Origin of the sequence: Acinetobacter sp. P1332, assembly GCF_044057475.1 — a bacterium.
Classification (GTDB): Bacteria; Pseudomonadota; Gammaproteobacteria; order Pseudomonadales; family Moraxellaceae; genus Acinetobacter; species Acinetobacter johnsonii.
This window is the reverse complement of the sequence record NZ_CP171157.1, coordinates 3,459,245-3,475,014: the sequence shown is the minus strand read 5'-3', so window position 1 is coordinate 3,475,014 and position 15,770 is coordinate 3,459,245. Positions and strand designations below refer to the sequence as shown.

Genomic DNA, 15,770 nt, shown 5'->3' with positions numbered 1-15,770 from the left:
AGGGTACTGCAACTGATCAATCAGATCGGGGTAGATATTTGAGTTCACTCATCGGGTAGAGGATGAGTTAAAAAATATTGAATGTGCCGTCGCGAAAAATCATACGATTCGTCATCTATTTTTGATTTGTACTATAATTCTTCTTTTTTAATCCTCTGGATTATTTCTCCTGTGATGTCCTTACTTGCTCAATATTTTGCACAGCAACAATTTTGCGTATTGGTTGAATACTTAAGCGCACGCCAAGCCCAGTGGTCTGTCAAAACTGAATTTGCAGGCTTTCCTGTGGCTATGACGCTGGCCGATCGGGTGCATGCAGATGACGATGAAGCGCCTTTGCAAGTCGCCAAACAGTATCCACAAGAGATTGAAAAAGTCATTCACTTTTCGGGGAAGGCTCGCGATATACAAGACTTTGAGCAGTTTTTGCAAGATGCAAAAACACAGGGTCAAAAGAACTTGTTGCTCTTAACGGGTGATAAATTAAAACAGCACTGCTATAGCCACGACCTAGAACCGCGGACCCGTTATTTGGAGTCCGTGAATGCTGTCATGGAAGCCAAACGCCAAGGTGGTTTTCATATTGGTGTCGCGTTTAATCCGTTTAAATATGCGGAAGCGGAAAAAGAGGCGCAATATTTAAAACTGCATAAAAAAATGAAAGCAGGGGCCGATTATGTGATTACCCAATTGGGCTATGACATGGCTGCTTTACAGGATGCGCATGCATTTTTAGTGCAGCATCAGTATGCTCAGAAAATGTTAGTCTGCGTCATGCCACTGACCTTGGCACGGGCTAAGTTTATGCTGAAGCATAAAGTGGCTGGTATAGTGATCACCCCGCATATGTTGCAGGTGTTGCAACAGGAAAAAGAACAGGGTTTAAGTGATCGCGTTTATGTGCGCTGCGCATTACAGATTCTAGTGTGTCGACATTTGGGTTTTGCGGGGGTGTATTTATCGGCTTGCCATCAGCCTGAAGAACAAAGCTTACTGGAGCGTTATCTTGAAGAATATCGGCACTTGAGTTTTGCTGAGTGTGAACGACTCTGGAATACGCTTTGGCAGGTGCAAACCGGTACAGAGTTTCATCCGAAGCTGGCTTATTATTCACGGCCTGCGACATCGAGTCAGATTATTAAGTACCAACATCTGCATTTGATGCATGATGCTTTATTTGAATCTAAACTGGCCAAAGGCGTGGGGCGGTTTATTTTTAATTTTAATGTTTGGGATCGCTCGCGTGCCAATCAAGCACTACTGAAAACAGAACATTTGAGTAAGCATGCGGTGGTGGGCTGTGAAAGTTGTGGTCAATGCCGTTTAGGCGAGACCTTGTATATTTGCCCTGAAACTTGCCCCAAAGGCTTGGCCAATGGGCCCTGTGGTGGAACCAGCTTAGACCGCTGTGAATTTGGTGACCGTGAATGCATTCACTCCGTCAAAGCACGCTTAGCCAAAGCCGTTGGACAAACAAAGATATTAAAAGAAAAACTGATTCCGACCGTGTCGATTACGGTGCGTGGAACCAGCTCTTGGAAAAATTGGTATGTGGAGGCTGCTGGCTGAAATCAGCTGTCCTGATCCATGGCATTGGAATAGAACTTTTGTCCGAGTTTGATCCGTTCACGGCCTTGGCTCATGCGCCAACGGTTGCTATCCCGCAGTGAATACACACAGCCGCAATACTCTTGTTGATAAAATTCTTCGCGTTTGCTGATGTCCAGCATGCGTACCGCACCGCCATGTTTGCGCCAGTTATAGTCCCAGTAGTGAATGCCTGCATAATGTGAAGCAGAGCGGTGCCCGCACTCATTGATCTGTTGCATATTCTTCCAACGGGAAATGCCGAGAGAGCTGCTGATTAGGCTAAAGCCATGTTCTGCTGCATATAATGCCGTCCGTTCAAAACGCATATCAAAACACATGGTACAACGGATACCTTTCTCTGGCGCATTTTCCATACCTTTGGCACGTGCAAACCAGTTGTCTGTGTCGTAATCACAGTCAATAAATGGAATATGATGTTTTTCTGCGAAGCGAATATTTTCTTCTTTACGAATCAAGTACTCCTTTACAGGATGAATATTGGGGTTATAGAAAAAGATAGAAAAATCGATACCCGATTCAATGAGGGTTTCCATGACTTCACCTGAGCAAGGCGCACAGCAGGAATGCAAGAGCAGTTTGTCATGACCTGTGGGGAGGCTAAGTTTCTGACGTTCGAGCTTCGACATATTGAATGATTTTTATCTATTTAAACCAGACAGTTTAAAACGTCTAACGAGCGGATCAACGACGATTGGATGAAGAATTCTCAGGATGAGCTGATGAATTTTCATGATTAAAATCGACTTTGGCAGATGATGAGGACCTGTATTGAACGCTGAAGATGAGTAGAGAGAGAACATTTGAGAGGCCCAAACTTGCATAATGGGGCGAGATTCGTCATCATTTACCCAAAGGGTGTTTAACAGTTGTGTTAGATAGGTATTCGTTGAAGGCGGGCCACTTCAACAGCAAGAAAGAGAGTATCTAGCTGTGCTTCATTTTTTTACTACGCCTTCCAATAAGGAATTGGAGTGTCGTCATAACTTTCAGTATGAGACCGATATGCGTTTGATCCAACGCTGTAAATTCCTTGAAGATCAAGATGAGAAAAAAGCCATTCAACATCTTTTAAAAGAACGGGGTTATACCAAAGCTGAGATTTTAAAGCTCACGATTGATGGTTAAATCTAAGATCTAAAAAAAGCTTCCTAGTCGGAAGCTTTTTTGTTTTTGTATGCTCTGTTTTGCATTTCATCAGTTTGAGAGACAAGCGACTTTTATTCGATGTTTACATAATGCTTCACGTGGAACATAAAAAAGCCTGAAGACTAGGGCTATTCGAAGTTTTACTCGCCAGTACTTTATGCTTTTTCAGCGCTTTAGCCTGCTCAATTTGGATAGAAGATCAGAATCATCAGTTCTCAATATTTGAGCTGAATTTAACTCAGGTACAAGAGCATGCTGCTTGCTGTCACATGATTTCATTATATCAAAGTAGACATATCACAAGAGTTCGATGCATAGCCACGAGTTAAATAGGACAGTTGGTGGGCTGGATTCGGTTGTTGTACCTCTCAAAAAACTGAAGGAATCACGCTTCAACCTAGGCATGATTAAGAGATGGGCTTAAAAGTCATCCACAGTTATAAAAGAAAGCCTTACTTCTCGATTGGCGCACATGTACGGATCATGAAGATTGTGAATTTGAATGCTTAAATTTTTTCATTCTCTGTAAATGGGGCGAGTGTTTTTGTTGCAGATCATAGATATTAAAATGAAATAAACTAATTAAAAATATATTAAGGTGAAAAAAAATAAGTGAATCTCACTTTTATAGGTTAAGCTATACCGTATTCATCAAGATTAAAAAATTGGGCCGCGCCAGATGTTAGAACTCCGCCATTTAAAAACCTTAACCGCTTTAAGAGAGCATGGCTCATTGGTTGCTGCCGCAGGGGATTTGTGTTTAACCCCTTCAGCACTATCGCACCAGTTGCGTGAGCTTGATCAATGGTTTGGCGTGGAGGTGGTGAACCGTCGTAGCCGTCCCGTTAGCTTTTCTAATGTGGGACAGCGTTTGTTAAAACTGGCTGATGAAGTATTGCCGCAGGTACAAATTGCACAAAGCGACATTACCCGTATCGTACATGGGCAAACAGGACGCATTACCTTTTCTTCTGAGTGTCATAGTTGTTTTGATTGGTTAATGCCGTTGTTAAATCAATATCGTCAGCAATATCCTGATGTTGATTTGGACTTTGCTTCAGGCTTTGAGGCGAACCCGCATGAATTATTACAGACGGGCGAATTTGACCTATTGATTACAGCCGATCCGATTGCATTAAAAGGGGTAGAATATTTCCCAATTTTTGAGTACGAGTCACGTTTGGTCTTATCCAATACCCATCCTTTGGTTCGCGCTAAAGAGATTACTGTACAAGAGCTTGCCGAAGAGACTCTTATTACCTATCCAGTTGATAAACATCGTTTGGATATTATGTCGCGTCTGTTTATTCCAGCCAATATTCTGCCAAAACAAATCCGTACCACCGATCTGACTCAAATGTTGATCCAGTTGGTGGCAAGTGGTCGTGGTATTGGTGCGTTGCCAGACTGGGTAGTGAATGAATATGAACAAAAAGGCTGGGTGACTTCACGTCGTTTGGACTGTGTAGCACCTGAAGGTTTGCGTCGTACTCTCTACGCTGGATATCGTACTGAAGAAAAAGAAAAAGACTATTTTGAAGGCTTTTTAAAGCAGCTCGATAAATTTGCCAAAAAAAGAGCGCAATACTATATCTAGTTGAAAAATAAAAAGAGGAGGAACATATTTCCTTCTCTTTTTTTAACTATTCTTAACTATTTATAATTTATGAAAATTTTTCTTCATAAAATATTAAACCTTTATTCACGATAACAATCATTTAAATGATTGACTAAAATATACAGATTTTCGGGTAAATCCTGAGTAGAATTCGACTTTTATTTTTTTTCCAGTAAAAAAGGCATGGCTTCTCACTATGCTGCTTTGCAAGGACGTTTTATGCTCGCGCTAGATATACAACATGTTCGAATGAAACAACACGCCACTGATAAGGCACAAGCGTTGCAATGTCTAGTCGATATCTTGGTCGAAGACCAGTTGGTTACACCTGATTATATTCATGGGTTGACCGGGCGCGAACAACAAAGTGCAACGTATTTAGGGCAAGGAATTGCCATTCCGCATGGGACGCCTCAGTCTCGCCAATGTATTTTAAAAACTGGGATTCGTCTGGCGCACTTTCCTGAAGGAGTTGTTTGGGACGGTGAAAATAAAATTTATTTAGCAGTGGTGATTGCTGCGAAATCAGATGAGCATTTGCAAGTCTTACAAATTTTGACGCGAGCTTTAATTAATGATGTCGCTGATCAAGTGAAACAGGCTCAATCTGCAGAGCAAATTATTGCATTATTACAAGCCCAACCCGCATCTTTGGCATTGCATGAAAATTTAATTGCCACCCAAGTTCCCGCACTTGATGTAGAAGATTTAATTTGGCAGGCAACACAGTTGCTGAAACAGCAAAAAATGGTGGAGTGTGGTTTTCTGTCGGGTTTAAACCTAAACAGCATGATTCATTTAGGGGAGGGGGTCTGGTCGATCACTTCTAACCAGCATGTTTTGAGCCCAGCTGTAAGTTTGGTAAAAGCGGAACAGGTTTTAAGCCATCAGCAGGAAATGCTCAAGACATTGGTGTGCATTGCCAGTAATGAGCAACTGGATATGCAACGGTTTCAACGGTTAATGGATATTTTGTTTGATACTGAACAAGTTCATACCCTCAACCAAGAGCAAGATAGTCACCAGTTGGCGCAGTTAATTGGTGCTGAACTGATTCCTGATTGGCCATCTCGTCGTATTGTCTTAGCTAACGCTCATGGTCTACATGCGCGTCCCGCGACACACTTAGTCAATATGACCAAGAAATTTGCAGGGGATATTCTCGTTGCTGTAGATGAGGGGGCATACGTTTCGGCAAAAAGTTTAACCAAATTATTAGCCATGGGATGCCGTCGTGGTCAAACGCTGACTTTTATTGCACAACCTGATACCGATGCTGAAGCAGGCTTAGAACAGATTATTGATGCAGTTCAACAGGGCTTAGGAGAAGAGGTTGAAGCTGTTGACCTTGTATCTCATCAGCATAGCATTAGTGACCCAGTCGTAAATACTTTGGAATTAATGCCTTTTGAATCACATGGCGATACGGGTAGCTGCGGTATTGCGGCATCAACTGGCCTTGCTTTTGGTCCTGCTCATGTGGTGAAGCCACGTGAATTTAGTTATGAACGTCGCGGACAGAGTTTTAAAGCTGAGAATGAAAAGCTTGAAATTGCACTTCATCAGGTGAAAAATAGCTTACGTCAATTCATTGCACATACTGAATCTACTGCCATTAAGCAGATATTCATGGCACATTTGGAAATGCTGGATGACCCAGACCTCCTCCAAAGTGTACAACGCGGTTTAAAACAGGGGTTGTCTGCTGCTGCAGCTTGGCATGATCATATTGAAGTGGCTGCTACCGCACAGGCTGCACTTAGCGATCGTTTACTGGCAGAGCGTGCGGCTGATTTAAGGGATATTGGTGAGCGTGTTTTGGCTGCTTTGTGCGGTGTGGCCGATGTCACAGAACCCGAGCAACCTTATATCTTAATTATGCATGATGTTGGTCCGAGTGATGTAGCGCGTCTGAATAAAGATCGTGTTGCAGGCATTTTGACCGCGGTTGGTGGAGCGAGTGCCCATAGTGCCATTGTGGCACGTGCTCTGGCTATTCCAGCAGTCGTAGGTGCAGGTGTAGCTGTTTTAAATATTGAGAACCATGCCACCGTGCTAATTAATGGGGATAGTGGTGAGTATGTGGTCTCACCCGAGCAAAGTCAGATTGATCATGCCATTGCAGAGCGCCAACGCCAGCGTGAGTTACGAGAACAAGCGGAACAGCATTGTTTAGAACCTGCCATCACACTGGATCAACATCAAGTTGAAATCGCAGCCAATATTGGCAAAGTGGGCGCTACGATACAGGCTGTGGCCGATGGGGCAGAAGCAATTGGTTTGCTACGCACAGAATTGGTCTTTATGTCACACAGCAGTGCGCCTGATGAGGCTACACAGGAAGCTGATTATCGGGTGGTGTTAGATGCTTTGGCGGGTCGTCCATTGGTGGTACGTACACTTGATGTGGGCGGAGACAAGCCTTTGCCGTATTTGCCTATTGAAAAGGAAGAAAATCCATTCTTGGGTTTACGTGGTATTCGTCTGACCTTGCGTAAGCCAGAATTGTTACGTCAACAATTGGTTGCTTTGCTGAAAGCGGCGGATAATCGTCCATTAAGGATTATGTTTCCTATGATTGGGCGGGTTGAAGAATGGCGAGCAGCAAAAGCGATTTTGGATGAGGTTCGCATACAGCATCCATGTGAAAACTTACAAGTCGGTATTATGATTGAGGTTCCTGCGGCAGCATTATTGGCTCCAATTCTTGCTCAAGAAGTTGATTTTTTTAGTATTGGAACCAATGACTTGACTCAATATACTCTGGCGATTGACCGTGGTCATCCACTGTTGTCTGCCGAAGCTGATGGCTTACATCCGAGTATTTTGTTATTGATTGATCAAACTGTTCGGGCAGCACATCAGCATGGTAAATGGGTGGGCATTTGTGGTGAATTGGCTGCTGATCCAAAAGCTGTGCCTGTATTGATAGGCTTGGGCGTGGATGAGTTGAGTATGTCGAGTACCAGTATTCCATTGGTGAAGGCGCAAATTCGTGGTTTGAACTATATAAATTGCCAACAGGTCGCACAGCAAGCCTTAAGTTGTGACAGTGCGTCTGCCGTACGTTCATTGGTGGAGTAATTACCGAATGGCTAAGATATTAAGCATTACTCTGAATCCTGCAATTGACCTCACCGTGCAATTGGATCAACTAAAAGTTGGCGAGGTCAATCGTCAGTTAACAGCTCAAAGCCATGCAGCAGGTAAGGGCTTAAACGTGGCACAGGTCCTTAAGGATTTGGGACATGAACTGATTGTGAGTGGCTTTTTGGGGCAAGAAAACCGTCAAATTTTTGACCATCATATCCAGCAAGAGCAATTTGATAACCAATTTATTTATGTTGCAGGTCAAACACGACAAAACATTAAAGTTGCAGAAGCTTCTGGTCAGATGACTGACATCAATGGCAAGGGCTTTTTTGTAGATACCTCAGCAAAACAACAACTACGTGAACGCCTATCTCAACTGATTTTAGAGGTTGATGTGATTGTAATTGCTGGCAGTTTGCCACAAGGTTTTTCTGCAGAAGAGCTTTCGACACTGATTCTATGGTTACAGTCTGCGGGTAAAAAAGTCGCAGTAGATACCAGTGGTGTTGCGTTGAAAGCAGCAATTGCTGCCCATCCTTGGTTGATTAAGCCTAATACAGATGAGTTGACAGAAACCTACCATTTGCCAGCAGAAACGTTTGCAGAACAGCAGCATCTTTTTGCCAGTTTAAATAGTCAGATCGAACATATGGTGGTCTCGATGGGTGAAAACGGGGTGAACTGGCTTCACCGCACGCAAACCCTGCATGCTACTGCACCGAAGGTCACCGTCCAAAGTACGGTGGGTGCGGGAGATTCCTTGCTGGCAGGTATGATTCATGGCTTGTTGAGTTCAACTTCCCCAGAAGAAACATTGAAAACAGCAACCGCAATTGCGAGCAATGCTGTGACCCAAATTGGGTTTGCCCTTCCAGACTTTGCTGTTATTGAAGATTTGAAATCGCAAATCTCAGTCCAATCATTGAGTTAATACGATGCAAGAGATTAAACATATTTTATTTGTGCCACATAGTCCCGAGCAGCCGATTAATGCAGTGATTTTGGCCAAAAAACTGTCCAAAGCAGCAACAGCACTTGGTATTTCCAATGATGTGGCGACATCAGTTGAGCATCTCGATTTATCAAATGTTATTGATACGGTTGTTTTTGTTGGACAGAAGTCGGCAGATGCGACTCAACTGCGTGACAAGGTTGTGAAAGTCATTGGTTTGAATAACGCACAACACGATGCGATCATGCTTTTGCAAGAGGTTCTTGAGCATTCAGATGTTTTAGATGAAACTATTGCAGCCAATGTAGGGGTTACACGGTTTGTCGCCATTACAGCATGTCCAACTGGTGTTGCGCATACGTTTATGGCGGCCGAAGCCTTACAACAAGGTGCAGTAAAGCACGGTTATCAGATTGATGTTGAAACCCAAGGATCGGTTGGGGCTAAAAATATTTTATCGGCAGAAAGTATTGCCAAAGCAGATGTGGTGATCTTAGCAACGGATATTGAGGTAAATACAGATCGCTTTGTAGGCAAACGTGTATATCGCTGCAGTACAGGATTTGCCCTTAAGCAAACGGATAAGACTTTTGCAAATGCAATTGCTGAAGCCAAAGTGCTTGAAACGGGTAAGCAAACAGCCACTAAGACAGAAAATGAAAACAAAGAAAAAACTGGAATTTATAAACACCTTTTAACAGGGGTGTCTTTCATGCTGCCGATGGTGGTGGCGGGAGGTTTGATCATTGCCATCTCGTTTATGTTTGGCCTCAATCCTGTTGAAGGAAGCTTTGCCGCATCCTTAAAGCAAATAGGTGCTGCAGCATTTACTCTTATGGTACCTATGCTGGCAGGTTACATTGCTTATTCTATTGCGGATCGTCCGGGTTTAACTCCAGGTTTGATTGGCGGTTTACTTGCAACACAATTAGAGGCAGGCTTTCTCGGTGGATTAGTTGCAGGTTTTATTGCAGGTTATATTGCGTTATTTTTATCGAAACAGCTTAAACTCCCAAGTAGCCTAGAAGCATTAAAACCAATTTTGATTATTCCACTATTGGCCAGTTTAGCTGTTGGTTTAATCATGATTTATGTGGTTGGACAGCCTGTTGCACAATTGTTTGAATTACTCACACACTTCCTTGCCAATATGGGGACGACCAATGCCATGATCATGGGGGTTATCCTTGGGAGTATGATGTGTATTGATGTTGGGGGGCCAATAAATAAAGCGGCTTATGCCTTTACGGTGGGCTTACTTACGTCACAAACATACGGACCGATGGCGATTACCATGGCTGCGGGTATGGTACCACCATTGGGTATGGCAATTGCAACTTTTCTAGCAAAGTATAAATTTACCAAACCTGAGCAAGATGCAGGGAAGGCTGCTGTAGTTCTGGGCCTATGTTTCATTTCGGAAGGTGCTATTCCGTTTGCTGCCAAAGACCCGATTCGAGTGCTTCCATGCGCGATCGCAGGTGGTGCTGTAACTGGGGCTTTGGTTGCATTATTTAAATGTGAACTAGTCACTCCGCATGGCGGTGTAATGGTACTGATCATTCCGAATGCGATGAATTATCCATTAAAATATTTATTGGCGATTGCGATTGGAAGTGTGGTGACTGGTGTAGCTTATGCTGTGATAAAACAACGGTTAGAATAAGCCCTCTATAGAGGCTTTGTGAAAGCTATTTAGTGCAATAAATGAATATTATGCTCAATCCTATTTTGGATCAGTTGGAGAGTCTCTGCTTGAATTTGTCCAGGTAATAGATCATGAGCGATGTTGCTGAATAGGATTGCAACCTTACAAATCGAGCCAATATTCACCCCATCCATTGTAGTAAACATTAAGTTTTTTTGAGCATGGATTGATTTCCTTTTGATACGTTGGCGAGCACTACTGTTCTGAAATGACAGCTTTGTCCGTTATTATTGTATAAACATTTTTGGTGTCTGGTAATTATGTCCTCATTGATCAACTTTCTATCTCGCTTTAGTACTGCAACTCTTCAGCGCAGTCTGAGCTATGCTAAACACATTGATAGAGAAACAATTGAGTTCTTTGAGGAAAATGATGATGTCACGATGTATGCTCAAATTGAAGGGACAGATTATTACGATACCGCGATTACCTATAATCTTAAAAAAGACCGTTTAATCGATGACGACTGCACTTGTCCGGTTGGATATAACTGTAAACATGCTGCTGCTTTAGCGCGGTTATTCTTTCAAGAATATCGTCAGGAATTTCAACAGCGTTATGCTGAATCTCAATCCCCGCAGGGAATCGCAAAACGCCAACGGCAGGATGATCAGGCGCAGCGCTGGTTGAATGATTTTAAACGGTATTTACAACAGACTGAACCAGAGCAATCTGTCAAAACAAACAATTATTTAATTTACCTGCTAGATCAGTCTGTCAGCTTAAAGAAATTGACAGTTGATGTTCAGAAAGCCAGACGCAATAAAAACGGCTCAATTGCGGGGGAAAGTTATTATACCCAATATGAAAATATCACCAGAAAGCATCTGACTTTACCTGAACAAAAACGACAATTATTTAACCAGATTTATTATTATGCCAAAATAAACAGTGACGAACGCTTTTATCAAAGCAATCTTGATATCTCAAGCATTTTATTGGAGCATTTCAAATCTTTTATTCAAAGTGGCGATGTGTACTGGAAAAAAAAGAGCCATACTGCACTTCAATGGTCAGAACAAGGCTATCACATCGAACTGATCTGGCAACAAGGTTTAAACAAACAGACAGAGCATTTAAACATTGAATTGGTCAATGGTGATATTCGGCTCGATTTAAAATCAAATCCTCATATTCAGATTCTCGCGAGCCATCCACGATGTTATGTGGATATTCAACAGAACACGGTGGGCCAGTTATATGGTGAATATACGGCAAATCTTCTGTACCATTTTTTACAGATGCCTGATCTTCCAGCTAAGCTCTTGCCAGAGTTTGAGAAACTGACTCATCAATATTCAGACGTGAAAAATCTGCCTCAGCCCGAGTCTATTCAGCATATTGATGTCCTTGAGGGAAGTCCCCAGCCAATTTTACGCTTCGGTGTTTTAAATAAATTTGATTGGAAATGGGAAGAGTCTGTTTGTGCCGAAATTGAATTCTCCTATGCAGGTGGGCGAATTAAAGCAGGTACATCAGGTGACAGTTTTATTGATGAACAGCATGGCAAAATGGTGCGACAGCTTCGGGACTTAGTTCAGGAACAACAGTCAATCCAGCGTTTACAGCTATTGGTCGAATCACTGAAGTGGGTGAAAGATCTTAGTTATGACCATCAATTAAAACTGGATAAACAACGTCTTGATTCTATGGTTTTTGCTTTCTATGGAGACTGGATCAAACAGCTGATGCCCATCAATCAAATTGAGTTGATGGGCTGGCAGATAGAGCATCTGGAAAACAGCCCCTTTAATCTGCAATATGTTGAAAATTTAAATATTTCTATCACTGAATCTGAAGGCCAGCAGGACTGGTTCAATATCGGGGCGACGGTTCAAGACAGTGCAGGCAATTCTTATAATTTGCTTGATGCGCTCGTAGCTTTGGTGCGAGTAAATCCTGATTTACTTGATCCGCGGACGTTTATTCATCTGCATGACAGTCAAATTTTCACCGTGAAAACTGCAGTTGATCAACCTGATTTGGCTCTATCCGCTAGGGATATTAAGCCGGTATTGTTGCATCTGCAGAGCATTTTACAGCAAGAAGAGCGCAGTATTGATCGCTATGATGCGAGTCAATTATTAGAATTGCAGCATAATCTTGGGATGACATGGCAGGTCAGTGATCGCCTGCAGCAATTTGTACAGAAATTCAAACAAGGCTATCAGCAACAACTGCCGACACCACAAGGTTTTCAGGGGGAGTTGCGTCCATACCAGCAGCAGGGCTTAGGCTGGTTACAGTTTTTAAGGGAAACCCAGCATGGCGGGATTCTGGCAGATGATATGGGCTTGGGGAAAACAGCACAAACTTTAGCCCATTTACTCATGGAAAAGCAGGCTGGATATTTGCAGGACAGTCCCGCCTTAATTGTTGCACCCACATCGCTGATGCATAACTGGTTCAAAGAAGCGGAGAAATTTACCCCTCAGCTGAAGGTATTGCTGCTACAGGGGCCCGACCGCCATCAGAATTTTGAGCAGATTCCGCACTATGATATTGTGTTAACCACCTATCCGCTTCTAGCGAGAGATGAAGAACAATTAAAGCAATATGAATATCATCAACTCATTTTAGATGAGGCGCAGAATATTAAAAATCCGCGTGCCAAAGCTGCACAGGTAGTACGGCAATTAAAAGCACGACATCGTTTGTGTCTAACAGGTACCCCGATGGAAAATCATTTGGGTGAACTGTGGGCACTATTTTATTTCCTGATGCCAGGATTTTTATATTCACAAGAAATTTTTAATAAAAAGTACCGTCATCCGATTGAAAAACGCGGTGATCAGCAGTTAAGGCAAAAGCTGGTCAACCGGATTAAGCCCTTCATTTTACGTCGCTTGAAAACTGACGTAGCCAAAGAATTGCCAGAAAAAACCACGATTGAAGTCAATATTGATATGAATGACCAGCAATCCAAGTTATATGAGGCTGTTCGTGCCACGATGCAGGAAAATATTCAGAAAATTGTGGCAGAAAAAGGCTTTAAACGTAGTCAAATTCAAATTTTAGATGCCTTACTGAAGCTACGTCAGGTGTGCTGCCATCCTAGCTTACTAAAGCTGGATTCAGTGAAAATTGGGCAGGCAAACTCTGCCAAACTTGAACAGTTGATGGATATGGTCGTTCCAATGGTGGAGGAGGGGCGAAAAATTCTTATCTTCTCTCAGTTTACCTCAATGTTGGAACTGATTGAGCAACACCTCCATCACGCAGAAATTGGCTATGTGAAGCTGACTGGAAAGACCAAAAAGCGAGATGAAGTCATTACAGCGTTTCAGTCTGGACAAGTGCCGATATTTTTAATCAGTCTGAAAGCAGGAGGGGTCGGTCTGAATCTAACTGCCGCAGATACGGTCATTCACTATGATCCATGGTGGAACCCTGCTGCTGAAGATCAAGCTTCAGATCGTGCATGGCGGATTGGACAGGACAAGCCAGTATTTGTGTATAAGCTGATTACCAATAAAAGCATAGAAGAAAAAATTCTTGCCTTACAGCAAAATAAAGCAGAACTGGCACACTCTATTCTAAGTACCGATCATGAGGGCGAAGCGAAACTGACGGAAAATGACGTGATGAACTTGTTTGAGAAATTTTAGTTTGGTGAACTGTACCGGGTTTGTCGGAGACTTTTTTATTTAAGTTAGGCCACCTAGCTTAACGGGTTAGTCTTATCATAGTAGACCAATAAATAATCTCTTAGATAGGCTGTCTGATGTTTTTAAAATGCCATAACGCCCGGAGCTTTCTTTCCAAATTCGTTTAATTTATTCAGCATGATGCAAATCATGTAGATCTCGCTTTGTTTGATGTTCCCTTGCGAAGCGAAGCTTCCCATCAACTAGATCTAGGGGTAATACCCCCATTTTTAATTAAATTAATAGGTAGAAGCTGCGATCGGTAAAATCTTACAATTCGGCTCAACGCCATATAGGTCTTTATTGTTATGGATGAAATCCAGCATTATTTGTGTGGGCGTTCGAGCTCCACCTGGGCGAAAAAAGTGGCTGCTTTACGGAGAATTTCATTCGCACGTTGCACTTCTTTATTTTCACGTTCGGGCTGTTTAATACGTTCTTGATATGGAAGTTGCTGTACTTTAATTGAATTTTGTTGATCTAAATATTTTTGGTACCAAACTCGTAAAGTTTCAGGAGTGCAACCAATTTTAGGCACAATCGCAGCCCAATTCGATGGATAATCTTTTTCAAATTCAATCAATAATTGAACCGCTCTATCTCTGATTTCAGGGGTATATTTAGGTTTTTCATCGGATCACTACGCTTCGCTACGTCTTGCGAAGCAATGCGTCTCATCTCAGAAAGTTTGGTCTCCGACAAACCCGGTACGGTTCAAGCTTTGTAAAAGCTATTTAGTGCAATAAATTGATATTATGCTCAATCCTATTTTGGATCATTTGGATAGTCTCTGCTTGAATTTGTCCAGGTAATAGATCATGAGCGATATTGCTGAATCGGATTGCAACCTTACAAATCGAACTAATAATTTCATCGACTTCTTGGGCAGAAAGTTCCGCTTCCTGAGTACCAAGTTTTACAAGAGCTTGTCGAGGAATATCCAGTGCCTCACCCATGATATCCATTTGATGATATCCACCTGGCCCTTCACAGAAAGTAACATCATAGGCAGGGGATAGTTTCCATTGCCCATTTTGGGACATCAGAAATGAAAAGTTTTTGCAATGATCATCTCGATTATTGAAGACTACATTGAAAACAGCTCGCTTGAATGCAATTGCTTTTTCACGAACATCATTGGTGAAAAAGTGTGCAGCGCGAAGAAAGGTACTGTAGTCTAAACTCCCTGGTGATTTAAAATCAGCTCCGGTGAAGGCCGCTAAACTTTGCATAGGGATACGCATGCCATCGTGGCGGTCAAATCTCTTTGATGCAAATGCGGTTAATCCATTCGGAAGAGTAAAATATTGAGTGTCAGGGGTATCAATATGACAATGACGCAAACATTCTGCATAAACAGCTTCAATTGCACAAACTTCAGGATGCTCTTGCTGAGCGGGAAATTTGATCAGCCAAGCTTCATGTTGATGTGAGCTAACTGTTGAGAATTCGTTGGTGACAGAATCACGATAGATGAGCGCTTTTGGCCTTGCACCTTGTGGAGATCCACCCATAATTAATAAATGCTGTAAAAATTCTGCACCTTCTCCTTTGAGAACTTCCTGAACTTCTTGAGCGAGTTTAATCAGTGGGATATTTTCAGTTAATGCTAACTCAGTTGCTGAAGGTTCAAAGGATAATGCTCCCATCGCATGTGTATTAATATACGTGAGTCTTTCTAATGGCCCAATCCGTGCAGGATTAAATCCATTTTTTTTAAATAAGCGATCCATAAGAAGCATGCCCCAACCATCGGGCAAGGCATCATATATAGGACCTGGCAATCCCATTTGATGTGCATGAAAGTTCGTTCTTAATGGGTCACCTTTTAACGGAAGTAGGTAAGAGGAAAGTTCTAAACCTTTACTGATCGCTTCTGCACTGTATTCAAAGGCGATTAATGGCCGACCTGTGATTGCGGTTGAGGAGACCAGTGTACCCCAAAGCCAATATTCACCCCATCCATTGTAGTAAACATTAAGTTTTTTGAGCATG

General features: G+C 42.4%; 8 protein-coding genes, 4 pseudogenes and 1 other annotated feature. Of the genes and pseudogenes, 8 read left to right on the top strand and 4 right to left on the bottom strand.

The window, feature by feature from the left end; genetic code table 11:
• Positions 1-174: 174 nt before the first annotated feature.
• Entirely contained in the window at positions 175-1,569 is a 1,395-nt protein-coding gene (locus ACFN7Z_RS17050; protein ID WP_094148735.1) for a methylenetetrahydrofolate reductase C-terminal domain-containing protein, read from the top strand.
• Between the two features lie 2 nt (positions 1,570-1,571).
• Here ACFN7Z_RS17050 and ACFN7Z_RS17045 read toward each other — a convergent pair whose 3' ends face one another.
• Positions 1,572-2,237 carry an epoxyqueuosine reductase QueH gene (locus tag ACFN7Z_RS17045; RefSeq protein ID WP_081316847.1) on the bottom strand — a complete coding sequence of 222 codons (666 nt, stop codon included), beginning with the start codon at positions 2,235-2,237 and terminating at the stop codon, positions 1,572-1,574.
• A 376-nt stretch (positions 2,238-2,613) separates the two neighbouring features.
• Here ACFN7Z_RS17045 and ACFN7Z_RS17040 point away from each other — a divergent pair, with 376 nt between their 5' ends.
• From ACFN7Z_RS17040 to ACFN7Z_RS17015, 6 genes and pseudogenes are all read left to right on the top strand, one after another.
• Complete coding sequence (locus ACFN7Z_RS17040; RefSeq protein WP_004684300.1) at positions 2,614-2,736, top strand: hypothetical protein; 123 nt, start codon at positions 2,614-2,616, stop codon at positions 2,734-2,736.
• A gap of 700 nt (positions 2,737-3,436) precedes the next feature.
• Positions 3,437-4,354: a LysR family transcriptional regulator gene (locus ACFN7Z_RS17035; protein WP_058952405.1), complete on the top strand. Its 918-nt coding sequence runs from the start codon at positions 3,437-3,439 to the stop codon at positions 4,352-4,354.
• 240 nt (positions 4,355-4,594) lie between these two features.
• Positions 4,595-5,723 (top strand): annotated as a pseudogene (fruB, locus tag ACFN7Z_RS17030) (fused PTS fructose transporter subunit IIA/HPr protein); the annotation flags it as partial.
• Positions 5,724-5,809: 86 nt separating this feature from the next.
• Positions 5,810-7,459, top strand: a pseudogene (ptsP, locus tag ACFN7Z_RS17025) (phosphoenolpyruvate--protein phosphotransferase); the annotation flags it as partial.
• Between the two features lie 7 nt (positions 7,460-7,466).
• Positions 7,467-8,399, top strand: a complete 933-nt coding sequence (pfkB, locus tag ACFN7Z_RS17020; protein WP_058952404.1) for a 1-phosphofructokinase — start codon at positions 7,467-7,469, stop codon at positions 8,397-8,399.
• Positions 8,400-8,403: 4 nt separating this feature from the next.
• The gene (locus tag ACFN7Z_RS17015) at positions 8,404-10,086 is read left to right on the top strand and encodes a fructose-specific PTS transporter subunit EIIC (RefSeq protein WP_058952403.1); all 1,683 of its coding nucleotides are present in this window, start codon (positions 8,404-8,406) and stop codon (positions 10,084-10,086) included.
• A gap of 29 nt (positions 10,087-10,115) precedes the next feature.
• Here ACFN7Z_RS17015 and ACFN7Z_RS17010 read toward each other — a convergent pair.
• Positions 10,116-10,247: pseudogene (locus ACFN7Z_RS17010) on the bottom strand (serine/threonine-protein kinase HipA); the annotation flags it as partial.
• Positions 10,248-10,388: 141 nt separating this feature from the next.
• Between ACFN7Z_RS17010 and ACFN7Z_RS17005 the strand changes: the two are divergent.
• Positions 10,389-13,736, top strand: a complete 3,348-nt coding sequence (locus ACFN7Z_RS17005; RefSeq protein WP_058952402.1) for a DEAD/DEAH box helicase — start codon at positions 10,389-10,391, stop codon at positions 13,734-13,736.
• A gap of 87 nt (positions 13,737-13,823) precedes the next feature.
• Here the strand turns inward: ACFN7Z_RS17005 and ACFN7Z_RS17000 are convergent.
• Both ACFN7Z_RS17000 and ACFN7Z_RS16995 read right to left on the bottom strand, forming a co-directional pair.
• Positions 13,824-14,382, bottom strand: a pseudogene (locus ACFN7Z_RS17000) (transposase); the annotation flags it as partial.
• Positions 14,027-14,143 (bottom strand) — a sequence feature (AL1L pseudoknot). Its footprint overlaps the pseudogene before it by 117 nt.
• Before the next feature lie 127 nt (positions 14,383-14,509).
• Entirely contained in the window at positions 14,510-15,769 is a 1,260-nt protein-coding gene (locus ACFN7Z_RS16995; RefSeq protein ID WP_159151651.1) for a type II toxin-antitoxin system HipA family toxin, read from the bottom strand.
• Between the last annotated feature and the right edge of the window lies 1 nt (position 15,770).